Annotated in this window: 26 protein-coding genes and 1 tRNA gene; 7 read left to right on the forward strand and 20 right to left on the reverse strand. The window is 67.3% G+C overall.

Annotation, left to right across the window (positions count from 1 at the left end; genetic code table 11):
• Positions 1 to 3 precede the first annotated feature (3 nt).
• The 18 genes from nuoK to WG903_RS16575 all read right to left on the reverse strand — a co-directional run bounded on the left by nuoK (position 4) and on the right by WG903_RS16575 (position 15,778).
• Positions 4 to 312 carry an NADH-quinone oxidoreductase subunit NuoK gene (gene nuoK, locus WG903_RS16490; RefSeq protein ID WP_340077401.1) on the reverse strand — a complete coding sequence of 103 codons (309 nt, stop codon included), beginning with the start codon at positions 310 to 312 and terminating at the stop codon, positions 4 to 6.
• Positions 309 to 971, reverse strand: a complete 663-nt coding sequence (locus tag WG903_RS16495; protein WP_340077403.1) for an NADH-quinone oxidoreductase subunit J — start codon at positions 969 to 971, stop codon at positions 309 to 311. Before WG903_RS16495 ends, nuoK begins: the two co-directional genes overlap by 4 nt.
• A 3-nt stretch (positions 972 to 974) precedes the next feature.
• Positions 975 to 1,487, reverse strand: coding sequence for an NADH-quinone oxidoreductase subunit NuoI (nuoI, locus tag WG903_RS16500; RefSeq protein ID WP_340077405.1), 513 nt, complete (start codon positions 1,485 to 1,487; stop codon positions 975 to 977).
• Position 1,488: 1 nt separating this feature from the next.
• Positions 1,489 to 2,565, reverse strand: a complete 1,077-nt coding sequence (gene nuoH / locus WG903_RS16505) for an NADH-quinone oxidoreductase subunit NuoH (protein WP_340077407.1) — start codon at positions 2,563 to 2,565, stop codon at positions 1,489 to 1,491.
• Positions 2,562 to 4,697 carry an NADH-quinone oxidoreductase subunit NuoG gene (nuoG, locus tag WG903_RS16510; protein WP_340077409.1) on the reverse strand — a complete coding sequence of 712 codons (2,136 nt, stop codon included), beginning with the start codon at positions 4,695 to 4,697 and terminating at the stop codon, positions 2,562 to 2,564. The genes nuoH and nuoG overlap by 4 nt, the downstream gene beginning before the upstream one ends.
• Positions 4,694 to 6,046 (reverse strand): NADH-quinone oxidoreductase subunit NuoF, encoded by a 1,353-nt coding sequence (nuoF, locus tag WG903_RS16515; protein WP_340077411.1) that lies wholly within the window; start codon positions 6,044 to 6,046, stop codon positions 4,694 to 4,696. The genes nuoG and nuoF overlap by 4 nt, the downstream gene beginning before the upstream one ends.
• On the reverse strand, positions 6,043 to 6,540 hold the full coding sequence (gene nuoE / locus WG903_RS16520; protein WP_445263611.1) for an NADH-quinone oxidoreductase subunit NuoE: 498 nt from the start codon (positions 6,538 to 6,540) through the stop codon (positions 6,043 to 6,045). Before nuoE ends, nuoF begins: the two co-directional genes overlap by 4 nt.
• On the reverse strand, positions 6,537 to 7,790 hold the full coding sequence (locus WG903_RS16525; protein WP_340077413.1) for an NADH-quinone oxidoreductase subunit D: 1,254 nt from the start codon (positions 7,788 to 7,790) through the stop codon (positions 6,537 to 6,539). The genes nuoE and WG903_RS16525 overlap by 4 nt, the downstream gene beginning before the upstream one ends.
• Positions 7,791 to 7,792: 2 nt before the next feature.
• Positions 7,793 to 8,419 carry an NADH-quinone oxidoreductase subunit C gene (locus WG903_RS16530; RefSeq protein WP_340077415.1) on the reverse strand — a complete coding sequence of 209 codons (627 nt, stop codon included), beginning with the start codon at positions 8,417 to 8,419 and terminating at the stop codon, positions 7,793 to 7,795.
• Positions 8,419 to 8,898, reverse strand: coding sequence for a NuoB/complex I 20 kDa subunit family protein (locus tag WG903_RS16535; protein WP_340077416.1), 480 nt, complete (start codon positions 8,896 to 8,898; stop codon positions 8,419 to 8,421). The genes WG903_RS16530 and WG903_RS16535 overlap by 1 nt, the downstream gene beginning before the upstream one ends.
• A 27-nt stretch (positions 8,899 to 8,925) precedes the next feature.
• Complete coding sequence (locus WG903_RS16540) at positions 8,926 to 9,297, reverse strand: NADH-quinone oxidoreductase subunit A (RefSeq protein WP_340077418.1); 372 nt, start codon at positions 9,295 to 9,297, stop codon at positions 8,926 to 8,928.
• Positions 9,298 to 9,352: 55 nt separating this feature from the next.
• Positions 9,353 to 9,437 (reverse strand) — tRNA-Leu (locus WG903_RS16545).
• A 112-nt stretch (positions 9,438 to 9,549) separates the two neighbouring features.
• On the reverse strand, positions 9,550 to 9,963 hold the full coding sequence (gene secG, locus WG903_RS16550) for a preprotein translocase subunit SecG (RefSeq protein WP_340077420.1): 414 nt from the start codon (positions 9,961 to 9,963) through the stop codon (positions 9,550 to 9,552).
• A 19-nt stretch (positions 9,964 to 9,982) separates the two neighbouring features.
• Complete coding sequence (gene tpiA, locus WG903_RS16555) at positions 9,983 to 10,738, reverse strand: triose-phosphate isomerase (RefSeq protein ID WP_340077422.1); 756 nt, start codon at positions 10,736 to 10,738, stop codon at positions 9,983 to 9,985.
• Positions 10,735 to 11,724 carry an NAD(P)H-quinone oxidoreductase gene (locus WG903_RS16560; RefSeq protein ID WP_340077424.1) on the reverse strand — a complete coding sequence of 330 codons (990 nt, stop codon included), beginning with the start codon at positions 11,722 to 11,724 and terminating at the stop codon, positions 10,735 to 10,737. The genes tpiA and WG903_RS16560 overlap by 4 nt, the downstream gene beginning before the upstream one ends.
• A complete protein-coding gene (pnp, locus tag WG903_RS16565) occupies positions 11,721 to 14,066 on the reverse strand; it encodes a polyribonucleotide nucleotidyltransferase (protein WP_340077426.1) in 2,346 nt (781 codons plus the stop codon). Before pnp ends, WG903_RS16560 begins: the two co-directional genes overlap by 4 nt.
• A gap of 201 nt (positions 14,067 to 14,267) precedes the next feature.
• A complete protein-coding gene (gene rpsO, locus WG903_RS16570) occupies positions 14,268 to 14,531 on the reverse strand; it encodes a 30S ribosomal protein S15 (RefSeq protein WP_340077428.1) in 264 nt (87 codons plus the stop codon).
• A 95-nt stretch (positions 14,532 to 14,626) separates the two neighbouring features.
• The gene (locus WG903_RS16575; protein WP_340077430.1) at positions 14,627 to 15,778 is read right to left on the reverse strand and encodes a pyridoxal phosphate-dependent aminotransferase; all 1,152 of its coding nucleotides are present in this window, start codon (positions 15,776 to 15,778) and stop codon (positions 14,627 to 14,629) included.
• 67 nt (positions 15,779 to 15,845) lie between these two features.
• Here WG903_RS16575 and WG903_RS16580 point away from each other — a divergent pair, with 67 nt between their 5' ends.
• Positions 15,846 to 16,565 carry a hypothetical protein gene (locus tag WG903_RS16580; RefSeq protein WP_340077432.1) on the forward strand — a complete coding sequence of 240 codons (720 nt, stop codon included), beginning with the start codon at positions 15,846 to 15,848 and terminating at the stop codon, positions 16,563 to 16,565.
• Here the strand turns inward: WG903_RS16580 and WG903_RS16585 are convergent.
• Positions 16,562 to 17,824 carry a branched-chain amino acid ABC transporter substrate-binding protein gene (locus tag WG903_RS16585; RefSeq protein ID WP_340077434.1) on the reverse strand — a complete coding sequence of 421 codons (1,263 nt, stop codon included), beginning with the start codon at positions 17,822 to 17,824 and terminating at the stop codon, positions 16,562 to 16,564. The two genes, WG903_RS16580 and WG903_RS16585, sit on opposite strands and share 4 nt — an antisense overlap.
• 105 nt (positions 17,825 to 17,929) lie before the next feature.
• Between WG903_RS16585 and WG903_RS16590 the strand changes: the two genes are divergently transcribed.
• Positions 17,930 to 18,289 carry an Hsp20 family protein gene (locus tag WG903_RS16590; RefSeq protein ID WP_340077436.1) on the forward strand — a complete coding sequence of 120 codons (360 nt, stop codon included), beginning with the start codon at positions 17,930 to 17,932 and terminating at the stop codon, positions 18,287 to 18,289.
• Positions 18,290 to 18,292: 3 nt separating this feature from the next.
• Here WG903_RS16590 and tsaD read toward each other — a convergent pair whose 3' ends face one another.
• The gene (gene tsaD, locus WG903_RS16595; RefSeq protein ID WP_340077438.1) at positions 18,293 to 19,354 is read right to left on the reverse strand and encodes a tRNA (adenosine(37)-N6)-threonylcarbamoyltransferase complex transferase subunit TsaD; all 1,062 of its coding nucleotides are present in this window, start codon (positions 19,352 to 19,354) and stop codon (positions 18,293 to 18,295) included.
• A 41-nt stretch (positions 19,355 to 19,395) separates the two neighbouring features.
• Between tsaD and WG903_RS16600 the strand changes: the two genes are divergently transcribed.
• The 5 genes from WG903_RS16600 (at position 19,396) to WG903_RS16620 (ending at position 25,990) form a co-directional block, all read left to right on the forward strand.
• Positions 19,396 to 20,610: a nitrate- and nitrite sensing domain-containing protein gene (locus WG903_RS16600; RefSeq protein WP_340077440.1), complete on the forward strand. Its 1,215-nt coding sequence runs from the start codon at positions 19,396 to 19,398 to the stop codon at positions 20,608 to 20,610.
• Positions 20,611 to 20,805: 195 nt separating this feature from the next.
• The gene (locus tag WG903_RS16605; RefSeq protein WP_340077442.1) at positions 20,806 to 22,119 is read left to right on the forward strand and encodes a CmpA/NrtA family ABC transporter substrate-binding protein; all 1,314 of its coding nucleotides are present in this window, start codon (positions 20,806 to 20,808) and stop codon (positions 22,117 to 22,119) included.
• A 10-nt stretch (positions 22,120 to 22,129) separates the two neighbouring features.
• Positions 22,130 to 22,990, forward strand: coding sequence for a nitrate ABC transporter permease (gene ntrB / locus WG903_RS16610; protein ID WP_340077444.1), 861 nt, complete (start codon positions 22,130 to 22,132; stop codon positions 22,988 to 22,990).
• 12 nt (positions 22,991 to 23,002) lie between these two features.
• Positions 23,003 to 23,839, forward strand: a complete 837-nt coding sequence (locus WG903_RS16615) for an ABC transporter ATP-binding protein (RefSeq protein WP_445263612.1) — start codon at positions 23,003 to 23,005, stop codon at positions 23,837 to 23,839.
• Between the two features lie 45 nt (positions 23,840 to 23,884).
• Positions 23,885 to 25,990, forward strand: a complete 2,106-nt coding sequence (locus tag WG903_RS16620; protein ID WP_340077446.1) for an ATP-binding protein — start codon at positions 23,885 to 23,887, stop codon at positions 25,988 to 25,990.
• Positions 25,991 to 25,995 lie beyond the last annotated feature (5 nt).

The following is a 25,995-nucleotide window of genomic DNA, read 5'->3' on the forward strand; positions in this document are numbered from 1 at the left end:
TTCTCAGCCCTTCAGTGCGTTCAGGTCGTCGACGCTGATGCTGTTCTTGTTGCGGAACAGCAGCACCAGGATCGCGAGGCCGATGGCGCTTTCGGCGGCTGCCACCGTGAGGATGAAGAACACGAAGACCTGGCCGTGCATGTCGCCCAGGTAGTAGGAGAACGCAACGAAGTTCATGTTGACCGCGAGCAGCATCAGCTCGATGCACATCAGCAGAACGATCAGGTTGCGGCGGTTCAGGAAGATGCCGATCACCGACAGCGCGAAGAGCATCGCGCCCAGCGACAGGAAATGGCCGAGGGTGATCGTCATGCTTTCGTCTCCGCGGCGGCCGGCGCCGGCTCGGCGGGGGGCGCGGCCACCGTCGGCTCAATCTTCACGATCTGCAGGCGATCGCGCGCCTTCACGCGCACCTGCTGCGACGGGTCCATGTGGCGGCTGTCCTTGCGCTGGCGCAGCGTCAGCGCGATCGCCGCGACGATGGCCACCAGCAGGATGACCGCCGCGATCTCCAGCGGGAACAGGTAGTGGGTGTACAGGAGCTTGCCGAGCTCCTTGGTGTTGGAGAACTGCACGCCCTGCTGCGCGGCCTGCACGGCGGCCTGCAAGGGGCGCGGCTCCTCGGGGCGGAAGCCGCCCATCAGCACCGCGGCCATCTCCAGCGCGATGATCACGCCGACCATCGCCGCCAGCGGGAAGTGCTTCCAGAAGCCGGCACGCAGCGCCGCGACGTCGATGTCCAGCATCATCACGACGAAGAGGAACAGCACCATCACGGCGCCGACGTACACGAGCACCAGCGAGATGGCGAGGAACTCCGCCTTGAGCAACAGCCACACGGCCGCCGCCTGGAAGAAGGCCAGCACGAGGAACAGGGCCGCATGCACGGGGTTGCGCGCGGTGATCACGCGAAACGCCGAGAACAGCAGGACGGCCGAGAAGAGGTAGAAAAGGGCGCCGCGGATTTCCATGTCTTATCGGTATTTGGCGTCGGCCGCCTTGGCCGCGGCGATTTCGGTCTCGTAGCGGTCGCCCACGGCCAGCAGCATGTCCTTGGTGAAGTACAGGTCGCCGCGCTTTTCGCCGTGGTATTCGAGGATGTGCGTCTCCACGATGGAGTCGACCGGGCAGCTTTCCTCGCAGAAGCCGCAGAAGATGCACTTGGTCAGGTCGATGTCGTAGCGCGTGGTGCGGCGCGTGCCGTCGACGCGCTGGTCGGACTCGATCGTGATCGCAAGGGCCGGGCACACGGCCTCGCACAGCTTGCAGGCGATGCAGCGCTCCTCGCCGTTCTCGTAGCGGCGCAGCGCGTGCAGCCCGCGGAAACGCGGGCTGAGCGGGGTCTTCTCTTCCGGGAACTGCACGGTGATCTTGCGGGCGAACATGTACTTCCCGGTGATCGCCATGCCCTTGAACAGCTCCACCAGCGCGAAGCTGGAGAGGAAGTCCTTCAGCGAGAAGTTCGATTGAGCGGCAATGGCAGCCATGTCACTTCCAGATGTTGTAGGGGGTCTGCATCCAGGCGCCCACCACCACCAGCCACACGAGGGTGATGGGGATGAAGATCTTCCAGCCCAGGCGCATGATCTGGTCGTAGCGGTAGCGCGGGAACGTCGAGCGCACCCACAGGAAGACCGTGACGACCATGAACGTCTTGATGCCCAGCCAGATCCAGCCGGGGATGAAGTCGAGCGCCGCGATCGGCGAGATCCAGCCTCCCAGGAACATGATGACGGCCAGGATGGAGACCAGCCACATGTTGGCGTATTCCGCGAGGAAGAACATCGCGAAGCTCATGCCCGAGTACTCGATCATGTGGCCGGCGACGATCTCCGATTCGCCTTCCACCACGTCGAAGGGGTGGCGGTTGGTTTCGGCCAGGCCCGAGATGAAGTAGACGAGGAAGATCGGCAGCAGCGGCAGCCAGTTCCACGACAGGAAGTTCACGCCCTCCGCGGCGAAGCGTCCCTTGGCCTGCGACATGACCACGTCCGTCATGTTGAGCGAGCCGGTGACCATCAGCACCACGACCAGCGCGAAACCCATCGCGATCTCGTAGCTAACCATCTGGGCCGATGCGCGCAGCGCGCCGAGGAAGGCGTACTTCGAGTTCGAGGCCCAGCCGGCGATGATCACGCCGTAGACCTCGAGCGAGGTGATGGCCATCAGGAACAGCAGGCCGGCGTTGATGTTCGCGAGCGCCACGTCGGGGCCGAAGGGGATCACGGCCCATGCGGCCAGCGCCGGCATGATGGTCATCACCGGGCCGAGCAGGTACAGGCCCTTGCTCGCCACCGTCGGCAGGATGATTTCCTTGGTGAGCAGCTTGAACGCGTCGGCGATCGGCTGCAGCAGGCCGAGCGGGCCGACGCGGTTGGGGCCGATGCGGATCTGCGTGAAGCCGATGGCCTTGCGCTCCCACAGCGTGAGGTACGCTACGGCGCCCATCAGCGGCAGCACGACCAGGATGATCTTGACCAGCGTCCACACCACGGGCCAGCCCGCGGCCGTCCACCAGGGCGCGGCGATCAGGCCGTTGCCGAAGCCGTAGATCGAATCGATCATGCCGGAACCCCTTCCCTCGCCTTCGTCGCTTGCGCGTCGGCGGTGAGCTGCAGCGACGGCGCGCGGCGCACGATGGAGTCGAGCTGGTAGATGGCGGCGGTCACCGGCTTGCCGGCCTGCGCGCCCGCGTCGATGGACGCGGCCGTCTTGTTCGACAGCAGGTTGCCCTGCACGAAGGCTTGCTGCGCGTCGGCTTCGCCGCGCGCGGCGACGAGGACTTCCTGCGCCGATTCGTACTCGAAGCCCTGCAGGCCCAGCATGTTGCCCAGCACGCGCAGCACCTTCCACGCGGGACGTGCCTCGCCGGCGGGCTTCACCACGGCATGGAAGGACTGCACGCGGCCTTCGGCGTTGACGAAGGTGCCGGGCGTTTCGGTCCAGGGCGCGATCGGCAGCAGCACGTCGGCGACGTCGAGGTTGGCCTTGAACGGGCTCAGGCTCACGACCATCTCGGCCTGGCCGAGTGCAGCCTTGGCCTTGGCGCCCGCGGCGGAATCGAATTCGGGCTCGTTGTTCAGCAGGATCACGGCCTTGAGCGACCCGGAAAGCATCTGGCCGGCGTTCAGGCCGCCCTCGCCCGGCAGCGCCTTCACGAGCTGCGCGCCGACGGTGTTGGCGGCTTCGGTGAGGTAGCCCACGGAGGCACCGGTCTTCTCGGCGATCCAGTTCGCCAGAGCGAGCAACGACGACGCATTGGCATGATGCGCAGCGGCGTTGCCGAGCAGGATCGCGTGACGCTCGCCCCACATCAGCGACTTCGCGATCGCCTTGGCCTTGTCGGTGGCGGTGCCCTTGAGGGGCGGCGTGCCGCCCTTCGTCTCGCCGACCGCCGTGGCGACGTCCGCCAGCACGCCGAGCCAGTCGGACGCGGGCGCGACGTGCGAGGCCGCGATGGTCATCGCCCAGTCGTTGTCCTGGTCGTGCAGGACCGCCACCTTGCAGCCCTTTCGCGTGGCAGCGCGCAGGCGCAGCGCGAACAGCGGATGGTCCTTGCGCAGATTCGAGCCGACGACCAGCGCGCCCTGCAGGTTGGACAGCGACGCGATCGTCGTGCCCAGCCACCGCACGCCTTCGTCCTTGCCGAACTGCGCGTTGCGCAGCCGGTAGTCGACGTTCTCGGAGCCGAGTGCGCGCACGAGCTTCTGCGCGAGGAACAGTTCCTCGACGGTGCTGTGCGGGCTCACCAGCGCGCCGAGGGCCTTCGCGCCATGGTCGGTCTTGATGGTCTTCAGGCCGTTGGCGACGTACTCCAGCGCCGTCTGCCAATCCACCGTCTTCCACTCGCCGCCCTGCTTGAGCATGGGCGCGGTGAGGCGGCCGTCTTCATTGAGCGCTTCGTACGAGAAGCGGTCACGGTCGGCGAGCCAGCATTCGTTGACCTCTTCGTTCTCCAGCGGCAGGACGCGCAGGACCTTGTTGTTCTTGACCTGCACGATCAGGTTGGCGCCGGTCGAATCGTGGGGGCTCACCGACTTGCGGCGCGACAACTCCCAAGGACGCGCCTGGTAGCGGAAGGGCTTGCTCGTGAGCGCGCCCACCGGGCACAGGTCGATCATGTTGCCGGAGACTTCGGAATCGACCGTGTCGCCCAGCACCGTGGTGATCTCGCTGTGCTCGCCGCGGTGGATCATGCCCAGCTCCATCACGCCGGCCACTTCCTGGCCGAAGCGCACGCAGCGGGTGCAGTGGATGCAGCGGCTCATCTCCTCCATGGAGATCAGCGGGCCGACGTCCTTGTGCAGCACGACGCGCTTTTCTTCCTCGTAGCGCGAAGCCGAGCCGCCATAGCCGACGGCCAGGTCCTGCAGCTGGCACTCGCCGCCCTGGTCGCAGATCGGGCAGTCGAGCGGGTGGTTGATCAGCAGGAACTCCATCACCGACTGCTGGGCCTTCACGGCCTTGTCGCTCTTGGTGCGCACGATCATCCCGTTGGTCACGGGCGTGGCGCAGGCGGGCATGGGCTTGGGCGCCTTCTCGACGTCGACCAGGCACATGCGGCAGTTGGCCGCGATGGACAGCTTCTTGTGGTAGCAGAAGTGGGGGATGTAGATGTCCGCCTTGTCGGCCGCATGCATCACCATGCTGCCTTCGGCGACTTCCACCTTCTGTCCGTCGATGTTGATTTCGATCATGCGGAAACCTTCGGGGCGGATTCGACAGGCGCTTGCGCCTTCTCGATTTTTGCCGCGAACTCGTGGCGGAAGTGCTTGAGCATGGCGCGCACCGGCATGGCCGCCGCGTCGCCCAGCGCGCAGATCGTGCGGCCCTGGATGTTGTCGGCCACGTTGTCGAGCAAGGCGAGGTCACCCGCCTTGCCGTGGCCGTTCTGGATGCGGTCGACGATGCGCCACAGCCAGCCCGTGCCTTCGCGGCAGGGCGTGCACTGGCCGCAGGACTCGTGCATGTAGAAGTACGACAGGCGCAACAGGCTTTCGACCATGTCGCGCGTCTCGTCCATCACGATCACCGCGCCCGAGCCGAGCATGGAGCCCGCCTTCGCGATGGAGTCGTAGTCCATCGTGCAATTCATCATGATGTCGGCAGGCAGCACCGGCGCGGAGGAGCCGCCGGGGATCACCGCCTTGAGCTTCTTGCCGCCGCGCACGCCACCGGCCAGTTCGAGCAATTTGCTGAACGGGGTACCGAGCGGAATCTCGTAGTTGCCCGGCAGCTCGACGTCGCCGGAGATCGAGAAGATCTTGGTGCCGCCGTTGTTCGGCTTGCCGCATTCGAGGTAGGCCTGGCCGCCGTTGCGGATGATCCAGGGCACCGCCGCGAAGGTCTCGGTGTTGTTGATCGTGGTGGGCTTGCCGTACACGCCGAAGCTCGCCGGGAACGGCGGCTTGAAGCGCGGCTGGCCCTTCTTGCCCTCGAGCGATTCCAGCAGCGCCGTCTCCTCGCCGCAGATGTAGGCGCCGAAGCCGTGGAAGCCGTGCAGCTGGAACGTGAAGTTCGAGCCGAGGATGTTGTTGCCGAGATATCCGGCCGCCCTCGCCTCTTCCAGCGCTTCCTCGAAGCGCTCGTACACCTGGAAGATCTCGCCGTGGATGTAGTTGTAGCCCACGGTGATGCCCATCGCGTAGGCCGCGATGATCATGCCCTCGATGACGATGTGCGGGTTGTACGCGAGGATGTCGCGGTCCTTGCAGGTGCCCGGCTCGCCCTCGTCCGAGTTGCACACCAGGTACTTCTGGCCCGGGAACTGGCGCGGCATGAAGGACCACTTGAGGCCCGTCGGGAAGCCCGCGCCGCCCCGGCCGCGCAGCGCCGATTCCTTCACCGTGGCGATCACCTGGTCCGGCGTCAGGCCGTCGGCGATGATCTTCTTCAGCGCCTTGTAGCCGTCGCGCGCCTCGTAGTCCTTCAGGCGCCAGTTGGTGCCGTCCAGGCCCACGTAGATCTGCGGGTTGATGTGGCGGTCGTGGAAACAGGTCTGGACGCCCGTCGCCTGGAACTGCTGCAGGACTTGTTGGGGGGTCACTTCGTTGCCTCCGCACTGCGAAGACCGTCGACCAGCTGGTCGAGCTTGTCGTTGCTCATGAAGCTGCACATGGTTCGGTCGTTCACCAGCATCACCGGCGAGTCGGCGCAAGCGCCCAGGCACTCGCTTTGCTGCAGCGTGAACATGCCGTCGGCGGTGGTCTCGCCCATCGCGATGCCCAGCTTCTTCTCGAGGTGGTGCAGCGCCTTGGCGCCGTCGCGCAGCTGGCACGGCAGGTTGGTGCAGACGTTCAGCTTGTACTTGCCGACCGGCCGCTGGTTGTACATGTTGTAGAAGGTCGTGACCTCGTGCACCGCGATCGCGGGCATGCCGAGGTAGTCGGCGATTTCCTGCTCGCTCTCGCGCGAGACGAAGCCCTGAGCGTGCTGCACGATGGCCAGGCAGGCCATCACGGCCGACTGCTTCTGGTCGGCCGGGTACTTGGCGACCTCGCGGTCCATCTTCATGCGCATCTCTTGCGTGATGATGCTCATCGATCGATCTCCCCGAACACGATGTCCATCGTGCCGATCACCGCCACCGCGTCCGCGATCATGTGGCCGCGCGACATTTCGTCCATCGCGGCCAGGTGCGCGAAGCCCGGCGGGCGGATCTTCAGGCGGTACGGCTTGTTGGCGCCGTCGCTCACGATGTAGATGCCGAACTCGCCCTTCGGGTGCTCCACGGCGGCATACGCCTCGCCTTCCGGCACGCGCATGCCTTCGGAGAACAGCTTGAAGTGGTGGATCAGCTCCTCCATGTTGGACTTCATGGATTCGCGGTCCGGCGGCGCCACCTTGTGGTTGTCGGTGATCACCGGGCCCGGGTTCGCGCGCAGCCAGGCCACGCACTGCTGGATGATCTTGTTGGCCTCGCGCATCTCCTGCACGCGGACCAGGTAGCGGTCGTAGCAGTCGCCGGTCTTCCCGAGCGGGATGTCGAACGCCATCTTCGCGTAGACCTCGTAGGGCTGCTTCTTGCGCAGGTCCCACGCGATGCCGGAGCCGCGCAGCATCGGGCCGGTGAAGCCCAGGTTGAGCGCGCGCTCGGGCGTGACGACGCCGACACCCACCGTGCGCTGCTTCCAGATGCGGTTTTCGGTGAGCAGGGTCTCGTACTCGTCGACGTAGTGCGGGAAGCGCTTGGTGAACGACTCGATGAAATCGAGCAGCGTTCCCTGGCGGTCCTCGTTCATGCGGCGGATCTCGCGCTCGTTGCGGATCTTGTTCGCCTTGTACTGCGGCATCGAATCCGGCAGGTCGCGGTACACGCCGCCCGGGCGGAAGTACGCCGCGTGCATGCGCGCGCCGGACACCGCTTCGTACATGTCGAAGAGGTCTTCCCGCTCGCGGAAGCAGTAGATCAGCATGTTCATCGCGCCGCAGTCCAGGCCGTGCGCGCCGAGCCACAGCAGGTGGTTCAGCAATCGCGTGATCTCGGCGAACATGACGCGGATGTACTGCGCGCGGATCGGCACGTCGATGCCGGTGAGCTTCTCGATGGCCAGGCAGTACGCGTGCTCGTTGCACATCATCGAGACGTAGTCCAGCCGGTCCATGTAGGGCAGCGACTGGATGTACGTGCGCGTCTCCGCCAGCTTTTCCGTGGCGCGGTGGAGCAGGCCGATGTGCGGGTCGGCGCGCTGGATGACCTCGCCGTCCAGTTCCAGCACCAGGCGCAGCACGCCGTGCGCGGCCGGGTGCTGCGGGCCGAAGTTGAGCGTGTAGTTCTTGATTTCCGCCATGTTCAATGCTTGGTCGCGGGGCGGCCGTAGTCGTCTTCGCGGATGATGCGCGGCGTGATCTCGCGCGGCTCGATGGTCACCGGCTGGTAGATGACGCGGCCGCGCTCGGCGTCGTAGCGCATCTCGGTATAGCCGGACACCGGGAAGTCCTTGCGGAACGGGTGGCCGATGAAGCCGTAGTCCGTCAGGATGCGGCGCAGGTCGTTGTGGCCCTCGAACACGATGCCGTACAGGTCGAAGGCCTCGCGCTCGAACCAGTTGGCGGAGTTCCACAGGCCGTTCAGCGAGTCGACCACCGGCAGGTCGTCGTCGGCGCAGAACACCTTCAGGCGCACGCGCTGGTTCAGGCTGATGGACAGCAGGTGCGACACCACCGCGTAGCGCGGGCCGTCGTATTCGCCGTTGCGGTAGTCGGAGTAGTCGACGCCGCACACGTCCAGGAGCTGCTCGAACTTCAGGCCCGGCGCTTCCTTCAGCATCGTCGCCGCCGCGATGTAGTTGGCGGGCACGACGGTGACCGTCACTTCGCCGAGCGCCAGGTCGATGCGCTTGGCGAGATCGCCGAGCGCGCTCGCGAGCGTGTCTTTGAGCGCCGCCGGGTCGACGGCGTAAATGGTCGTTTCCGCCATCAGGCCCTCGCGATCGTTTGCGTGCGGCGGATCTTCTGCTGCAGCTGGATGATCCCGTACAGCAGCGCCTCGGCCGTCGGGGGGCAGCCGGGCACGTACACGTCCACCGGCACGATGCGGTCGCAGCCGCGCACCACCGAGTAGCTGTAGTGGTAGTAGCCGCCGCCGTTGGCGCACGAGCCCATCGACAGCACCCAGCGCGGCTCGGGCATCTGGTCGTACACCTTGCGCAGCGCCGGCGCCATCTTGTTGCACAGCGTGCCGGCCACGATCATCAGGTCGGACTGGCGCGGGCTCGGGCGGAAGAGCATGCCGAAGCGGTCGATGTCGTAGCGCGCGGCGCCCGCGTGCATCATCTCCACCGCGCAGCAGGCCAGGCCGAACGTCATCGGCCACAGCGAGCCGGTCTTGGCCCAGTTGACGACCGAGTCCACGGTCGTGGTCAACATGCCCTTGTCGAGAATGCCTTCAGCAGCCATAAGTTTTCTTGCGGGACGCGAACGGGATCACTCCCAGTCCAGCGCGCCCTTCTTCCATTCGTACACGAACCCCACCACCAGGATGGCGAGGAAGACCATCATCGACCAGAAGCCCACGGCCCCGATCTCCTTGAGCGCCACGGCCCAGGGGAAGAGGAAGGCGATCTCCAGGTCGAAGAGGATGAAGAGGATGGCGACGAGGTAATAGCGCACGTCGAATTTCATGCGCGCATCTTCGAAGGCCTCGAAGCCGCATTCGTAGGGGGAGTTCTTGGCGGCGTCGGGCTTATTGAAGCCCAGCCCCTTGGAGAAGAGCCAGCCGAGGACTTGAGGAGCGACCCCGACGCCTATGCCCACCAGGATGAACAGGAGGACGGGCAGGTACTCGTTAAGGCTCATCTTGGGGCTCTCGTCACCCGGTCCGCTTGGCGCGCAGCGGGCCAGCTTTCTTGTTTGGTGCCGTCGGCGAGACTCGAACTCGCACAGCTTTCGCCACTACCCCCTCAAGATAGCGTGTCTACCAATTTCACCACGACGGCGTGTACGCACTGCTGCCCGGTTTAACCAGGCTTTCGGCGCGAGGAATTTGCGCTTTGTTGCCTTCCGGACAGCCTTGAAGTTTACCCCGATTCCAGGGCTGACCCTGACGAGTTACTTAGCCGGGATTTGCGCCGCGCCGGAGGCTGCGGGGGCTGCCGCGGGTGCGGGCGTGGTGGATGCCGCAGGCGGCGTGGACGTGCCCGGAATCTGAGCGGCGCCTGACGCAGCCGGTGCGGCCGGCGCGCTTTGCTGGGCACGCTCGAGGATCGAGCCGGACGTCGGCGCGCGCAGGTTGCCGAAGTACGCCAGCGCCAGCGTGCAGACGAAGAACACGGTGGCGAGCACGGCCGTCGTGCGCGAGAGGAAGTTCGCGCTGCCGCTGGCGCCGAAGAGGCTGCCCGACGAGCCGCTGCCGAAGGCCGCGCCCATGTCGGCGCCCTTGCCGTGCTGGATGAGGATGAGCCCGATCATGGCGATCGCGGTGAGCATCTGCACCGCGAGGACGACCGTCAGCAACACGTTCATTTCGAGTTCTCCGTTAACTTCATTTCGAGGCCGCCGAGGCGGCCGCGATGATCTGCAAAAAATCGGGGGCCTTCAGCGACGCGCCGCCGATCAGGCCGCCGTCGATGTCGGGCTGGGCCAGCAGCGTGGCGGCATTCGCCGCGTTCATGCTGCCGCCGTACAGGATGTGCACCCGCTCCGGATGCGTACTTGCGGCCTTCAGCTGCGCACGCAAGAGGGCGTGCACTTCCTGCGCCTGTTCGGGCGTGGCGGTCTTGCCGGTGCCGATGGCCCACACGGGTTCGTAGGCAACGACGATCTCGCTGATGCAATGGCCGTTGACGTGGATCACGGCCGCCATCTGGCGCTTGACCACGTCGGCGGTCTGGCCCGCTTCGCGCTCCGCGAGGGTTTCGCCGACGCAGACGATGGGCGTCACGCCGTGCGCGAGTGCCGCCTTGGCCTTGTCGGCCACGAGTTCGTCGGTCTCGCCGTGGTACTGGCGGCGCTCGGAATGGCCGACGATGGCGTAGCGCACGCCGAGTTCGCGCAGCATCGCCGCGGACACCTCGCCGGTGTACGCGCCCTGCTCGTGCTTCGACACGTCCTGTGCACCCAGCTCCAGCTTCGTGCCGGCACGCAGCTGCGCGACCTGCGCGAGGTACGGCGCGGGCACGCACACGGCGACGTCGCACTGCGCGTTGCCCATGCCTTGCGCGACCGCGCGCACCAGCGCCTCGTTCGCGGCCAGGCTGCCGTTCATCTTCCAGTTGCCTGCGATCAGCTTTCTCGTCATGGCCAGGTGAGCACGATCTTGCCGATGTGCTGGTTCGATTCCATCAGTTCATGGGCTTGCGCGGCCTCGGCGGCCGCGAAGGTCTTGTAGATCACGGGCTGGATCGCCTTGGTTTCCAGCAGCGGCCACACGTGCGTCTTCAGCGCGGCGGCGATCGCCGCCTTGAAGGCGACGGGACGCGGGCGCAGCGTGGAGCCCGTGATGTGCAGGCGCTTGCGCAGCACCAGCCCCGAATTGAATTCGCTCTTGGTGCCGCCTTGCACGGCGATGATCACGAGCCGCCCGTCTTCGGCGAGGCAGTTCACCTCGCGCGTGACGTAGCCGCCGGCCACCATGTCGAGGATCACGTCGACACCCTTGCCGCCGGTGATCGCCTTCGCCTCTTCGGCGAAATCCTGCGTCTTGTAGTTGATGGCATGGTCGGCGCCGAGCTTCAGGCACGCGGCCGTCTTGTCGTCGCTGCCGGCCGTCGCGATCACCTTCGCGCCGAAGGCCTTGGCCATCTGGATCGCGGTGACGCCGATGCCGCTGGTGCCGCCTTGCACCATGAAGGTCTCGCCCTTTTGCAGGCGGCCGCGGTCGAACACGTTGCTCCACACGGTGAAGAACGTCTCCGGCAGCGAAGCGGCCTCGATGTCGCTGAAGCCCTTGGGCACCGGCAGGCACTGGCCGATGGGCGCCGCGCAGAGATCCGCGTAACCGCCACCGGCGACCAGCGCGCAGACTCGGTCACCCTTCCTGAAGCCTGCCGCCGCGAGTTCCTTGTCGTCGCCGGCGACGATCTCGCCCGCGACTTCCAGGCCCGGGATGTCCGAAGCGCCCGGCGGCACGGGGTAGTTGCCCGTGCGCTGCAGGACGTCGGGGCGGTTCACGCCGCTGGCCGTGACGCGAATGAGCAGTTCACCCGCGCCCGGCTTGGGGTCCGGGCGCTCGCCCAGCTTCAGGACGCCAGGGGCGCCCGGCGTCGTGATCTCGACGGCTCTCACTGGTGCGGCGGCGTGTCGACGGCGTCGACCTGCGGCAGCGGCTCGCGCGGGGCCTGTTGCTCGCGCTGCTCGGGCGGCAGGTTCTCGCCGCGCTGTTCGCCACGGTCACCGCGGTGCTCGCCGCGATCGCCGCGGTCACCCCTGTCGCCACGGTCACCGCGATCGCCGCGGTCACCGCGGTATTCGCCGCGCGGCGGGCGGTCGCTGCGCTCGCGGCGCTCGCGCGGCTGCTCTTCGGGCATGCCGGCGGGACGCTCGAGCAGCGCCTTCATCGACAGCTTCACGCGGCCCTTGTCGTCGGTCTCGAGGACCTTGACCTTCACGACCTGGCCTTCGCTCAGGTAGTCGGTGACCTTCTCGACGCGCTCGTGCGCGATCTGCGAGATGTGCAGCAGGCCGTCCTTGCTGGGCAGCAGGTTCACCAGCGCGCCGAAGTCCAGGATCTTGGTGATCGGGCCTTCGTAGACCTTGCCCACTTCGACTTCCGCCGTGATCTCGGTGATGCGCTGCTTCGCGAACTCGGCCTTCTCGGCTTCGGTCGATGCGATGGTGATCGTGCCGTCTTCGGCGATGTCGATCGTGCAGCCGGTTTCTTCCGTCAGCGCGCGGATGGTGGAGCCGCCCTTGCCGATCACGTCGCGGATCTTCTCGGGGTTGATCTTCATCGTGTACAGGCGCGGCGCGAAGTTGCTCACCTCGGTCTTCGCCTCGCCCAGCGCTTCCTGCATCTTGCCCAGGATGTGCATGCGCGCTTCCTTGGCCTGCGCCAGGGCGACCTGCATGATCTCCTTGGTGATGCCCTGGATCTTGATGTCCATCTGCAGGGCCGTCACGCCGTTGGCCGTGCCGGCCACCTTGAAGTCCATGTCGCCGAGGTGGTCCTCGTCGCCCAGGATGTCGGTCAGCACCGCGAAGCGGTTGCCTTCCTTGATCAGGCCCATGGCGATGCCCGCCACGTGCGCCTTCACCGGCACGCCGGCATCCATCAGCGACAGGCAGCCGCCGCAGACCGAAGCCATCGACGACGAGCCGTTCGACTCGAGGATTTCCGACACGACGCGCATCGTGTAGGGGAACTCTTCCTTGGTCGGCAGCACCGGGATCAGCGCGCGCTTGGCGAGGCGGCCGTGGCCGATCTCGCGGCGCTTGGTGGAGCCCATGCGGCCCACTTCACCGGTGGCGAAGGGGGGCATGTTGTAGTGGAACATGAAGCGGTCTTCGTACTCGCCCATCAGCGCGTCGATGCGCTGCGCGTCGCGCTCGGTGCCGAGCGTGGTGACGACCATCGCCTGCGTCTCGCCGCGCGTGAACAGCGCCGAGCCGTGGGTGCGGGGCAGCACGCCGGTGCGGATCTCGATCTGGCGCACGGTGCGCGTGTCGCGGCCGTCGATGCGCGGCTCGCCGTTGAGGATCTGGCTGCGCACGATGTTCGACTCGACGCCGAACAGCAGGTCGTCCACGGCCACGGAATCGAATTCGGTGCCTTCGGCCTTCAGGGCTTCCTTGACGGACGCCGAGGCTTCGCGCAGGGCCTGCGTGCGGGCCTGCTTGCTGCGGATCTGGTAGGCGGCGCGGAACTTCTCTTCGGCCAGGCCCTTGACCTTGGCGATGAAGGGCTCGTCCTTGTCGGCCGGCTTCCAGTCCCACACGGGCTTGCCGCCTTCGCGGACCAGGTCGTGGATGGCGTTGATCGCGACCTTGGCCTGCTCGTGGCCGAACACCACGCCGCCGAGCATGATCTCCTCGGACAGCTGCTGCGCCTCGGACTCGACCATCAGCACCGCGGCTTCCGTGCCGGCGACGATCAGGTCCAGGTCGGACATCTTGCGGGCGGTCTGGCCCGGGTTCAGCACGTACTCGCCGTTGACGTAGCCCACGCGCGCGGCGCCGATGGGGCCCGCGAACGGCAGGCCGGAGATGGCCAGCGCGGCCGACGTGCCGATCATGGCGGCGATGTCAGCGTCGACTTCGGGGTTCAGCGACATCGTGTGGATCACGACGTGCACTTCGTTGAAGAAGCCTTCGGGGAACAGCGGGCGGATCGGGCGGTCGATCAGGCGCGAGGTGAGCGTCTCGTGCTCGCTCGGCTTGGCTTCACGCTTGAAGAAGCTGCCGGGGATCTTGCCGGCGGCGTACGTCTTCTCGATGTAGTCCACCGTGAGCGGGAAGAAGTCCTGGCCCGGCTTCGCGTTCTTGGACGCGGCGACGGTGGCGAGGATCACGGTGCCCTCGATGTCGACGATGACCGCGCCGGATGCCTGGCGCGCGATTTCGCCCGTTTCGAGCGTGACGGTGTGCGACCCCCACTGGAAGGTCTTGGTGACTTTGTTGAACATGGTCATGTTCGGCTCCTTGCTTTTGGTTTTGGAGTGGCAGGAGATGAAGGCCGAACACGATGCCATTCCATCAAGGGCCCCTCGCGGGCCGCTGGTGGAATGACACAGCGCGTGGTCGTCTTCTTCGCCCTTCCGATGTGCAAACGCCTGGACAAGCGGCTTAGCTGGCCCAGGCGTGTTGCATTCGAGCAGCCCTGCGTGCGCTTCTTACTTGCGCAGGCCGAGCTTGTTGATCAGCGCCGTATAGCGGTCGGCGTCGTTTTCCTTCAGGTACGCCAGCAGGTTCTTGCGGCGGTTCACCATGCGCAGCAGGCCGCGGCGGCCATGGTGGTCCTTCAGGTGCGTCTTGAAGTGCGGCGTGAGTTCGTTGATGCGCGCGGTGAGCAGCGCAACCTGCACTTCGGGGCTGCCGGTGTCGTTCGTGCCGCGCGCGTTGTCGCGGACGATGTCGGCCTTGTTGATGGCGGTCATCGGGGTTTCCTAATTTGAGGTTTGACTTGCGTTGGTGGCTGGAAGGGCCTCCAACGTGCGATCCGCAAGACGCGGAACCCGAAGATTATAGCCCGTCACCCCAGCCAGCGCTCCAGGCGGGCGACGCCCTCCTCCAGGCGCGAGGCGTCCTTCGAGGCGAAACACCACCTCAGCCAGCCTTGCGCCTGCGGGGCAAAGGCGTTGCCGGGCGCCAGGCCCAGCCCGGCCTCGGCCACCAGCCGCTTGGCCACCTCCAGCGAATCCCCGAAACCGCTGAGCTTGAAAAACGCGTACATGCCGCCCTTGGCCGAGGCCACCTCGACCCGGTCCAGCGCCTGCAGCCGCGGCACCAGGGTGTCCCGGCACGCCTTCAGGTGCGCCACCACCCGCGGCGTGACCTCGTCCGTGCGCTCCATGGCCACCTGGGCGGCCCGCTGGGTGAAGACGCTGGCGCACGAGGTGTTGAATTCGATCAGCTTGCCCATGTGCTGCGTCAGGCTCGCCGGCATCACCAGCCAGCCCAGGCGCCAGCCGGTCATCAGGAAGCTTTTGGAAAAGCTGTGGGCGACCACCAGCCGGTCGTCGGGCGAGGCGATGTCCAGGAAGCTGGGGGCGCAGGCGTTGGGCGTCGCCTCGTAATACAGACGTTCGTACACCTCGTCGGCCAGGATCCAGGTGCCGGTGCGCCGGCAATGGTCCAGGATCGCCTGCTGCTCGGCGCGGGTGAGCGTCCACCCGGTCGGGTTGTTGGGGGCGTTGACCACCAGCAGTTTCGTCGCCGGGGTGATGGCCTCCAGCAGCTTCTGCAGGTCCAGCGCCCATGCACCGTCTTTGGGCACGAGCGAGACGCGGCGCAGGTTGGCGCCCATGATCAGCGGCTGCGCGGTGAGGTTCGGCCAGACCGGCGTGACGGCCACGACTTCGTTGCCGGCGTCCACGAGCGCCTGCACCGCCAGCATCAGCGCGTTGACCCCGCCCGAGGTCACGGCGATGCGATCGGCCTTGACGCCCGGGTGCAGCCGGCTGGTGTAAGCGGAGATCGCCTGGCGCAGCTCGGGCAACCCGAGGTTGTGGGCATAGAAAGTTTCGCCCTTGCGCAGCGACTCGATAGCCGCTTCCCGGATGAATTCCGGCGTGGCCTCGTCGCTTTCCCCGAACCAGAAGGCCAGCACGTCCGCCCGCCCCATCCCGGCGTTGGCGACTTCGCGGATCTTCGATTCTTCGAGGTTCTGGATGGCGCTTCGCATGCGGCCGAGTATGCCCAGTGCCGGAAGCCCCCGTGACAAGGCGGCGATGGGAGACTAAATTGCGGCGATGAAATTCTTCCGCTCCCGCCAGGCCGAGGCGAAGGATTCGGCAGCCCCGGACACGCGATCGGGCCCCATCTCGCGCGCCAGCAACGACTCCAAGCTGCAGTCGCTGCTGCCCGCGGACGACGACGAGGTGGAAGCCAAGGCGGAAGCGCGCGCGTCGGCGCGCGAGGCCACCGAGGCCAAGGCCAAGGCCGCGAAGCACGAGCTGCGCAAGGAGATGCTGCGCGTGGTGCTGGCCAAGACCGTGCAGAAGACCAACGTGCCGGCGGCCTGGATCAGCGGTGAGCTCAACACCATGGTCACGCCAGAAGGCGAGGAGTGGATCGAGGTGCGCCTGTCGGTGCAGGTGGACGAGCCGCGCTTCCTCACCTACATCTCGTCCTTCCAGGCCGACCTGGAAAGGCGGCTGCTCGCCGCCGCGCCCGACGTGCGCTACTGGCTCTCGGGCATCACCTGGAAGATCACGCCGGACGCCATCTACGAAATGCCGATGCCCCAGCCCGAATACTGGGAACACGTGCAGGCCGACCGGCTGCTCACGGCGCGCCAGAAAGGCGCGGCGGAGTGGGACCGCGAATCCCTCGAAAAGCATTTCTCCGACACCAACCCGGGCGAGGTCGTGGCCGACTACCAGGACACCGCCCCACCCGAGAAACCCGTCGAGAACCTGGCGCGGCCGGTCATCGACCTGCGCCGGCCCCTCGAGCCGCCGAAGACCTAGTCGACCCGTGCCATCTTGCAGGCGGTGGGCATCTCGGCCTGCGCCGGCGCGAGCTGCTTGATCACGCGAAAGCCGTAGCCCGAGCCTTCGACGTCGAACTTCACGCCGGGCGTTCCCACCTTGTCCATCACGCCCACCACCAGCGGCTGCTGGAACTGGTGGTCCGCCGCGCGCATCGCCCCGCCCTGCCCGCTGAACTGCACCGACACGCGCTCGAGCGCGTTGGCCACCGGCACGGCCTGCGTCGTGCCGGCCTTCTCGATCGCCTGCGCGAGCGCCTCGATCATCAGTTGCATGCGCATGTGCACGTAGTCGTCGGCAGGGTTCGGGTAGCGCTGGCGGAAGGACTTGTAGAAGGCCTCGCTGGCCGCGGTCGGCACGTTGGGCAGCCAGTCGGCCACGGCGATCACCTTGCCGATGCCCGCCTCGCCCATCGCCGCCGGCGCGCCCAGCGCGTTGCCGTAGAACGTGTAGAACTTGCCTTCGTAGCCGATCTCGCGCGCCGCCTTCACCAGCAGCGTGAGGTCGCTGGAGAAGTTGCCGGTGACCACCGCCTGCGCCCCGCTCGCCTTGATCTTCGTCGCGTACGGCGCGAAATCCTTGATGCGCAGCAGCGGGTGCAGTTCCTCCGCGACGATCTCGACGTCGGGCCGCTGCGCAGCCAGCTGGCGCCGGGCTTCGCGCTGCACCGCTTGCCCGAAGCTGTAATCGGGATTGATGAGGTACACCGACTTCAGCGCCTTGTCCTCGCGCAGCACGGAGACCAGCGCCGCCATGCGCATTTCGGCATGGGCGTCGAAGCGGAAATGCCAGAAGCTGCACTTCTCGTTGGTCAGCGCCGGGTCCACGGCCGCGTAGTTCAGCAGCAGCACGCGCCGCTGCGGCTCGCGCTCGTTGTGCTTGGCGATGGCTTCGGCCAGCGCCGCCGTCACGGCCGACGAATTGCCCTGCAGGATGAACTGCGCGCCGTCGTCGACGGCCGAGCGCAGCGCCGACAACGCCTCCTCGATCTGGCCCTTGCTGTCGTGGCGCACCAGCTCCAGCGGCCGGGCGCCCTGCGCGGTGCGCACGCCGCCGCGGGCATTGACGCGTTCGACCGCCCACACCAGGTTGCGGAAGACGGCCTCCCCGCCGTTGGCGTTGCCGCCCGAGAAGCCCTCGATCATCGCGAGCTTCACCGCGGGTGCGGCTTGCGCGAAAGCCGGAAGAGATAGCGTTGCCGCCACCGTTTTCAAGACCTGCCGACGCGAAATTTTCATCCTTGTTTTTCCCTCCGGGACACTTGAAAAGAGGACCGCCGCGCGTATCTGGGGAGCATGCGGCGATCACGACGAAAGCCGCGCAGTGTAATCAAGGAGATGACCATGTTTTTCGCACCCGTTCTTCGCACCCGCGCCGTCGCCCCGTCGTATCGCTCGTTCGATCGCAGCTTCGAGCGCTTCTTCAACACCCTGGGCTTCGACGTCCAGCAGGACGAGAAGTCCTGGACGCTGTCGTTCGACCTGCCCGGCATCGCGCGTGAAGACCTGGCCATCACCGTCGAAGGCACGGTCGTGCGCCTGGAGACCAAGGCCGAAGCCAAGCGCCAGTACAAGGCGGCCTATGAACTGCCCGAGGAAATCGACGCGGAAGCCACCACGGCCAGGCTCGAGAACGGCGTGCTGACGCTGACGCTGGGCAAGAAGGTGCCGGTGAGCAACGCCCGCACGATCGAGGTCAAGTAAGGGTCATCCCGGCGAAGGCCGGGATCCAGTGTCTTTCGACAGCTCGCTCAAGGGCCACCGGGGTTTCACGTCGAACGCGTAAACCTCCGTGGCCCTTTCCACGCCCGCGTCCAGGCGCATCGCGGCGGCCATCGCGATCATCGCGCCGTTGTCGGTGCACAGGCGCAGCTCGGGGTAGTGCACGCGCACGCTGCGCCGCGCGCACTCCGCATCCAGGCGCGTGCGCAACAGCGCGTTGGCGCCGACGCCGCCCGCCACCACCAGCCGGTTCATCGCGCTGCGCTCCAGCGCATCGATCGACTTGCGCACCAGCACGTCCACGATCGCGGCCTGCGTCGACGCCGCCAGGTCGGCCTTGCGCGCTTCCAGGTCCGCGCCCAGCTTCTTCACCTGCGTGAGCACGGCCGTCTTCAGGCCCGCGAATGAGAAGTCGAGGTCGCCGCTGTGCATCAGCGGGCGCGGCAGCTTGAAGGCCTGCGGGTCACCCTGCTCCGCGAGCTTCGCCAGCGCCGGCCCGCCCGGGTAACCCAGGCCGAGCAGCTTCGCCGTCTTGTCGAACGCCTCGCCCGCCGCATCGTCGATGGTCTCGCCGAGCATCTCGTAGCGCCCGACGCCGTCGACGCGCATCAGTTGCGTGTGGCCGCCCGAAACCAGCAGCGCGACGAAGGGAAACTGCGGCGGGTCCTGCGACAGGAAGGGCGACAGCAAGTGCCCCTCCAGGTGATGCACGCCCAGCACCGGCTTGCCCAGCGCCGCGCCGAGCGCGCAGGCAACGCCCGCGCCCACCAGCAGCGCGCCCGCAAGGCCGGGGCCGCGCGTGTAGGCAACGACATCGATGTCACGCACATCGGCTTGCGCCTTCGCCAGCACCGACTCCGCCAGCGGCAGCACGCGGCGGATGTGGTCGCGACTCGCCAGCTCCGGCACCACGCCGCCGTAGGCCTGGTGCATCTCGACCTGGCTGTGCAAGGCATCCGCCAGCAACCGCGGCACGCCCGCACCGCCGCCCTCGACGAGCGCCACGCCGGTCTCGTCGCACGACGATTCGATTCCCAGGACTTTCACCGCGCCCAGTTTAGCGGCACGGATGTTGCTGGAAGGGGTGCGTGAAGTCCGCCCTCAGCCACCTGCTCGCCGCCCGCCGCTGCGAAATCGACGAGCTCGAAAGGCTCGCGCACACCAGCGAGCTCGTCGGCGTGATCGGCCGCTTCATCCATGCCCTGCAGCGCGAGCGCGGCATGTCGAACATCTTCCTGGCCTCGCGCGGGGAACGCTTCGCGGCCATGCGCCTGGAGCAGATCCCCGAGTGCGACGCGCTGCAGGCCGTGGTGGTGGCCAGCTTCGACCGCCTCGCGCTGGATGCCGGCGCGGTGCGCAACGGTGCGCGCGTGTTCAACCGCATCGCCATCGCGCTCGATGCGCTCGACGGCCTGCCGCAGCTGCGCACGCGCATCGCGGCGCGCGCCATCTCGGCGCGCGATGCCACCGCCGTCCTGGTCCGCCTCATCGCAAGCCTTCTGGGCGTGGTGTTCGAGGCGGTTGACAGCGCCGGCGACGCCGAGATCTCGCGCGCACTGGTGGCGATGTTCCATTTCATGCAAGGCAAGGAGTACGCCGGCCAGGAGCGCGCGCACGGCGCGGCCGTGTTCGCCGTGGGGCGCATCGACGCCCCGGGCCACGAGCGCTGGCGCCTGCTGATCGACCAGCAGCAGCACTGCCTGGACGTCTTCCAGGAGTTCGCCGACCCCAAGGTCACCGCCGCCGAGCTCGCCAGCTGCGACCACCGCACGCTCGTGCAAATCGAGCGCATGCGGCGCATCGGGCAGTCGCTGGGCGGCATGCCCATGGACGAGTCGCTCGTCGACGCCTGGTACGAGTGCTGCACGGAGCGCCTGGACGCCATGCGCACGGTGGAGGACGTGCTGGCCGGCCACCTGCGCGTGCTGTGCGGACGCAAGGTCGGCGAGGCGCGCGACGCGCTGCGCGACGAGCAGTCCACGCTCGACAGCCTGCACCGCGAGGCGGCCGGCGGCCCGTCGGGCCCGCCGATCGGCCCGCAACTGGAACGCTCGGTGATCGACATGGTGCACGAGCAGGCCTTGCGCCTGCAGGAGATGCACGACGAGCTCGAAACCGCGCGCAGCGCATTGAACGAGCGCAAGCTCATCGAGCGCGCCAAGGGCATCCTCATGGCCCACCGCCACATCAGCGAGGAGGAGGCGCACCGCACGCTGCGCCAGATGGCGATGAACCAGAAGCGCCGCGTGGCCGACATCGCGCAGGCCCTGCTCGCCATGGCCGAGGTCCTCCCCGGCCGCTGAATCCCGCGCACTGTTGCGGTGCACAAAAGCTGGCACGGTCCCTGCAGTGATGCAGCAAGGACCCAGGCGGCAATGGAGCCGTCCCGCACTTGGCAAGGGTCGCAGGACAACGGCGTCCATTCCTTCGCACGCGTGCACACGCGCGGCGGCAGGGGTGGACGCCTTTCGCTTTCTTGGCACTACGGAGCATCGACGATGGAAAAGACCGACACCCGCGCCGCGAACCTTTCGCGCCGCTCGATCATCAAGGGCGCGGCCGCGCTCGGCGCAGCCGGCACGATCGGCGCACTCGTCCCGCTGCGCGCGCGCGCACAAGGCACGGCGCTGGAAACCAAGGCCGCCAAGCTCGGCTTCATCGCGCTCACCGACGCCGCCCCGCTCTTCGTCGCCGACGAGAAGGGCTTCTTCAAGAAGCACGGCATGACGGAAGTCGAGGTCGCCAAGCAATCCTCGTGGGGCGCCACGCGCGACAACCTCGTGCTCGGCTCGAAGGCCAGCGGCATCGACGGCGCGCACATCCTCACGCCAATGCCCTACCTGATCACCACGGGTGCGACAACGGCCAACAACGTGCAGGTGCCGATCAACATCCTGGCGCGCCTGAACCTGGGCGGCCAGTGCATTTCGGTGGCCGACGAATACAAGGCCCTCAAGGTCGGCCTCGACGCCAAGGAGTTTGGCAAGGCCCTGCTGGCCAAGCGCCTGAAGACCGGCAAGCCGGTGAACGCGGCGATGACCTTCCCCGGCGGCACGCACGACATGTGGATGCGCTACTGGATGGCCGCGAACGGCGTGGACCCCAACCGCGACATCAACACCATCACGGTGCCGCCGCCCCAGATGGTGGCGAACATGAAGGTGGGCAGCATGGACACCTTCTGCGTGTGCGAGCCGTGGAACCTGCAATTGATCCACCAGAAGATCGGCTACACGGCGCTCACCACCAGCGAGCTGTGGATGAACCACCCGGAGAAGGCGTTCGCGATGCGCGCCGACTACGTGCAGGCCAACCCGAACGCGACCAAGGCGCTGCTCAAGGCGATCATGGAAGCGCAGATGTTCTGCGAAGACCCGAAGAACCGCGCCGAGGTCGCCGAGATCTGCTCGCGCCGCCGCTGGATCAACGCGCCGCTGGAAGACATCGTCGACCGCCTGAAGGGCGACTTCGACTACGGCACGGGCCGCGTCGAGAAGAACAGCAAGTTCCAGATGCGCTACTGGGCCGACAACGCGAGCTACCCGTACCAGTCGCACGACCTGTGGTTCCTCACCGAGAACCAGCGCTGGGGCTACCTGCCGCCCAACCTCGACACCAAGTCGCTCATCGCCAAGGTGAACCGCGAGGACATCTGGCGCACCGCGGCCAAGGAACTGGGCGTGGCGGACAAGGACATCCCGAAGTCCACGTCGCGCGGCATCGAGAAGTTCTTCGACGGCAAGGTGTTCGATCCGGCCAACCCGAAGAAGTACCTCGACAGCCTGTCCATCAAGTACATCAAGTCGGCCTGAGGAGGACGCGATGCAGACCGCTGAAACGATCGAGATGCTGCCGCTCGCGCCCGCGGGCCCCGGCGCGGTGGTGCAGGCCCTGCGCAACACGGCGCGCGTGTTCATGACGCACGTGCTGCCGCCCCTGGTCGTCATCGGCCTGCTGCTGGCGATCTGGCAGATGCTGGGCTCGCGCCCGGGCGCCGCGCTGCCGGCGCCCACCAAGGTCGTCCAGGACTGCTGGGAGCTGATCGCCCACCCGTTCTACGACCGCGGCGGCAACGACGTGGGCATCGCGTGGCAGCTGCTGGCCAGCCTCAAGCGCGTGGCCTACGGCTACTCGCTGGCGGTGATCGCAGGGGTGAGCCTGGGTGTGCTGGTGGGCCAGTCGACCTGGGCGCTGCGCGGCCTCGACCCGATCTTCCAGGTGCTGCGCACCGTGCCGCCGCTCGCGTGGCTGCCGATTTCGCTCGCCGGCTTCCGCGACGGCCATCCCAGCGCGATCTTCGTCATCTTCATCACGTCGATCTGGCCGATCATCATCAACACCTCCATCGGCATCCGCAACATCCCCGACGACTACCGCAACGTCGCCAAGGTGGTGCGCCTGAACGGCGTGGAGTACTTCATCAAGATCATGCTGCCGGCGGCGGCGCCCTTCATCTTCTCGGGGCTGCGCATCGGCGTCGGCCTGTCGTGGCTGGCGATCATCGCCGCCGAGATGCTGATCGGCGGCGTGGGCATCGGCTTCTTCATCTGGGACGCGTGGAACAGCTCGCGCATCAGCGACATCATCCTGGCGCTCCTGTACGTGGGCCTGGTCGGCTTCACGCTGGACCGCATCGTCGCCTTCATCGGCCGCAAGGTCACCCGCGGCACCGCGGCCAGCTAAGGAGAAACGGCAATGTCCTACCTCACGCTCTCGCAGGTCGACATGGTGTTCGGCACGGGCCCCACGGCCAACCCGGTGCTGAGCGGCATCGACCTGCAGGTCCGGCAAGGCGAATTCATCTCGCTCATCGGCCACTCGGGATGCGGCAAGTCCACCGTGCTGAACATCGTCGCGGGGCTGCTCAAGGCCACCAGCGGCGGCGTGATCCTCGACGGCCGCGAAGTGAACGCGCCGGGCCCCGACCGCGCCGTCGTGTTCCAGAACCATTCGCTGCTGCCCTGGCTCACGGTCTACCAGAACGTGGAGATCGCGGTCGACAAGATCTTCCGCGACACCAAGACCCGCGCCGAGCGCCGCGAGTGGATCCTGCACAACCTGCGCATGGTGCACATGGAGCACGCGCTGGACCGCCTGCCCTCGCAGATCTCCGGCGGCATGAAGCAGCGCGTGGGCATCGCCCGGGCGCTGGCGATGGAGCCGAAGGTGCTGCTGCTCGACGAGCCCTTCGGCGCGCTCGACGCCCTGACGCGCGCCCACCTGCAGGACGAGGTGATCCGCATCCAGTCCGAGCTGGGCAACACCGTGCTGATGATCACGCACGACGTGGACGAGGCCGTGCTGCTGTCGGACCGCGTGGTGATGATGACGAACGGGCCGTCGGCCACGATCGGGCAGATCCTCGCCATCGACCTACCGCGCCCGCGCAACCGCATCCAGCTGGCCGAGAACGCCACCTACAACCACTGCCGGCAGGAAATCCTGTCGTTCCTGTACGAGAAGCAGCGCAAGGTGGAATCCATCGTCGCCAAGCCGGTCAAGGCCGCGAAGGAACGGGTCGCCCGCGCCTGAGCGTTGTCGCAGGTCCCGGGGAGACAAGAACAAAGGAGGAACCCCATGGCAGCAGTCCTACCCCTCGAAGGCGCGGCGCTTCCGGCCGCGCCCGCCCGCCCGCGGCAGCGCAGCCGCGCGCGGTTCTCGTTCGGCAAGTACCGCGAGATCATCATCGCGGTCGCCTTCTTCCTGCTGTTCGACATCGGCGTGCTGGTGCTGAACTTCTACACGTCGTTCAAGATCGACCAGGACACGGTGGCCATCAACCTGGCCGGCCGCCAGCGCTACGTCTCGCAGCGCATAGCGCGCACCCTGCTTGAGCTGGACGCGGCACGCGTGGCGGGCCGCCCGTACAAGCCCGAAACACTCTCCGAACTGCGCGCCGGCACGAAGATCTGGCAGGCCTCGCACATCGCCTTCCGCGAAGGCGCGACCATCCCGGGCGGCGACGGCAAGCCCGTGCGGCTGGAGCCCGTGACGTCGCCGCGCGGCCGCGAGCTCGAAGCCGCCATGGACGCGCTGTGGGTCCCGTATTACGCCAAGCTGCAACCGCTCATGGCCGACGGCTTCAGCCTCGACGAGCTGGCCTCGGCGCTCGCGTACAGCCAGGCGAACAACATCGCCCTTCTCAACAAGGCCAACGAGTTCGTCACCGAAACGCAGGCGCTGGGCGCCTCGCGCGCCAGCACCTTGCGGATGGTGCAGACCGCCGGCGTGCTGCTGGCCCTGCTCAACTTCGTGTTCATCCTGTTCAAGTTCCTGGGCCGGCTGCAGACGTCGGACGCGGCCATCGAGGCCGCGAACGAGGAGAACCGCGAAATCCTCGCCAGCGTGCGCGAGGGCCTGTTCCTCATCACGCCCGACTTCCGCCTCGGCTCGCAGCTGTCGCAGTCCGCGCACGCGTTGTTCGGGCGCCCGCTCGCGCCCGGCGACGACTTCTTCGCGCTGCTGCAGCCGCTGGTCTCCGCCAAGACGCTGGGCGATGCGCGCGACTACGTGCAGCTGCTGTTCTCGCCGCACGTGAAGGAGGCGCTGGTGCAGGGCATCAACCCGCTCTCCGAGGTCGAGGCCACGGTGCGCAACCGCCTCGGCCAGGACACGGCGCGCCACCTCTCGTTCCACTTCAACCGCGTGCAGGAAGGCGACGCGGTGATCCACCTGCTCGTCACCGTGCAGGACATCTCCGAGCGCATCGAGCTGCTGGCCAAGCTGCGGGCCGAGCGGCAGCGCTCGCAGAAGGAATTCGGCATGCTGCTCAAGGCGGTCGACGCCGACCCGGCGCTGCTGCGCCAGTTCGTCGCCGCCGCCGAGACCTCGCTGCTGGAGATCAACGACCTGATGCGCAGCACGTCGGCGGCGCACGGCGAGGCCGGGATCCTTGTCCGCATGAACGAGATCGCGCGCCGCATGCACACGATCAAGGGCGACGCCGCGGCGTTGGGCCTGGAGATGATCGCGATCCAGGCGCACGCCTTCGAGACCGAGCTGCAGCGACTGCGCGACTCCGGCAGCGACCTGGGTGCGGGCCTGCTCGCGCTGCCCCTGCCGCTGGAGGAGCTTCTCGCCCGCGTCGGCGCGCTGAAGGCCATGACCGCGACGCGCACGGAGGCCCCTGCGGCGCCGGAAGCCGTCAACGATGCGCTCGCGCGCCTCGCCTGCGAAACGGCCGCCGGGCAAGGCAAGGAGGTCGAGCCGATGGTGCGCATGTCCGCCCTGGCCGATCTCGAACCCACCACGGCCGCGTTGGTGCGCGATGTCGCCGTCCAGCTCGTGCGCAACGCCGTCGCCCACGGGATCGAGACGCCGGCGGTGCGCGCCACCGCCGGCAAGCCGGGCCCCGGCAAGGTCCAGGTGCAGTTGCTGCGCGCCGAATCGGAATGGACGCTCGCCGTGCGCGACGACGGGGCCGGGCTGTCGGCCGATCGCGTGCGCGAGAAGCTCCTGCAACTGGGCTGGTACACGTCGGAGCAGCTGGCGAGCTTCGACGACCGCCAGATCGTCGCGCACATCTTCAAGCCCGGCTTCTCCACCGCCCCTGCCGTGTCGATGCACGCCGGCCGCGGCGTGGGCCTGGACGTGGTGCAGGAGAGCGTGCGCCGGCTGGCGGCGCGCATCGTCCTGAGCTCGACGCCGGGCCAGTTCACCGAGTTCCGAATCCGCTTTGCCTGAAGGCG

The organism is Ramlibacter sp. PS4R-6, assembly GCF_037572775.1.
Lineage (GTDB): Bacteria > Pseudomonadota > Gammaproteobacteria > Burkholderiales > Burkholderiaceae_C > Ramlibacter.

Bases quoted from the DNA above. Each gene is read 5' to 3' on its own strand.
- nuoK (WP_340077401.1), bottom strand. From the start codon at position 312: ATGACGATCACCCTCGGCCATTTCCTGTCGCTGGGCGCGATGCTCTTC.
- WG903_RS16495 (WP_340077403.1), bottom strand. From the start codon at position 971: ATGGAAATCCGCGGCGCCCTTTTCTACCTCTTCTCGGCCGTCCTGCTG.
- nuoI (WP_340077405.1), bottom strand. From the start codon at position 1,487: ATGGCTGCCATTGCCGCTCAATCGAACTTCTCGCTGAAGGACTTCCTC.
- nuoH (WP_340077407.1), bottom strand. From the start codon at position 2,565: ATGATCGATTCGATCTACGGCTTCGGCAACGGCCTGATCGCCGCGCCC.
- nuoG (WP_340077409.1), bottom strand. From the start codon at position 4,697: ATGATCGAAATCAACATCGACGGACAGAAGGTGGAAGTCGCCGAAGGC.
- nuoE (WP_445263611.1), bottom strand. From the start codon at position 6,540: ATGAGCATCATCACGCAAGAGATGCGCATGAAGATGGACCGCGAGGTC.
- WG903_RS16525 (WP_340077413.1), bottom strand. From the start codon at position 7,790: ATGGCGGAAATCAAGAACTACACGCTCAACTTCGGCCCGCAGCACCCG.
- WG903_RS16530 (WP_340077415.1), bottom strand. From the start codon at position 8,419: ATGGCGGAAACGACCATTTACGCCGTCGACCCGGCGGCGCTCAAAGAC.
- WG903_RS16535 (WP_340077416.1), bottom strand. From the start codon at position 8,898: ATGGCTGCTGAAGGCATTCTCGACAAGGGCATGTTGACCACGACCGTG.
- WG903_RS16540 (WP_340077418.1), bottom strand. From the start codon at position 9,297: ATGAGCCTTAACGAGTACCTGCCCGTCCTCCTGTTCATCCTGGTGGGC.
- secG (WP_340077420.1), bottom strand. From the start codon at position 9,963: ATGAACGTGTTGCTGACGGTCGTCCTCGCGGTGCAGATGCTCACCGCG.
- tpiA (WP_340077422.1), bottom strand. From the start codon at position 10,738: ATGACGAGAAAGCTGATCGCAGGCAACTGGAAGATGAACGGCAGCCTG.
- pnp (WP_340077426.1), bottom strand. From the start codon at position 14,066: ATGACCATGTTCAACAAAGTCACCAAGACCTTCCAGTGGGGGTCGCAC.
- rpsO (WP_340077428.1), bottom strand. From the start codon at position 14,531: ATGACCGCCATCAACAAGGCCGACATCGTCCGCGACAACGCGCGCGGC.
- WG903_RS16575 (WP_340077430.1), bottom strand. From the start codon at position 15,778: ATGCGAAGCGCCATCCAGAACCTCGAAGAATCGAAGATCCGCGAAGTC.
- WG903_RS16580 (WP_340077432.1), top strand. From the start codon at position 15,846: ATGAAATTCTTCCGCTCCCGCCAGGCCGAGGCGAAGGATTCGGCAGCC.
- WG903_RS16585 (WP_340077434.1), bottom strand. From the start codon at position 17,824: ATGAAAATTTCGCGTCGGCAGGTCTTGAAAACGGTGGCGGCAACGCTA.
- WG903_RS16590 (WP_340077436.1), top strand. From the start codon at position 17,930: ATGTTTTTCGCACCCGTTCTTCGCACCCGCGCCGTCGCCCCGTCGTAT.
- WG903_RS16605 (WP_340077442.1), top strand. From the start codon at position 20,806: ATGGAAAAGACCGACACCCGCGCCGCGAACCTTTCGCGCCGCTCGATC.
- ntrB (WP_340077444.1), top strand. From the start codon at position 22,130: ATGCAGACCGCTGAAACGATCGAGATGCTGCCGCTCGCGCCCGCGGGC.
- WG903_RS16615 (WP_445263612.1), top strand. From the start codon at position 23,003: ATGTCCTACCTCACGCTCTCGCAGGTCGACATGGTGTTCGGCACGGGC.
- WG903_RS16620 (WP_340077446.1), top strand. From the start codon at position 23,885: ATGGCAGCAGTCCTACCCCTCGAAGGCGCGGCGCTTCCGGCCGCGCCC.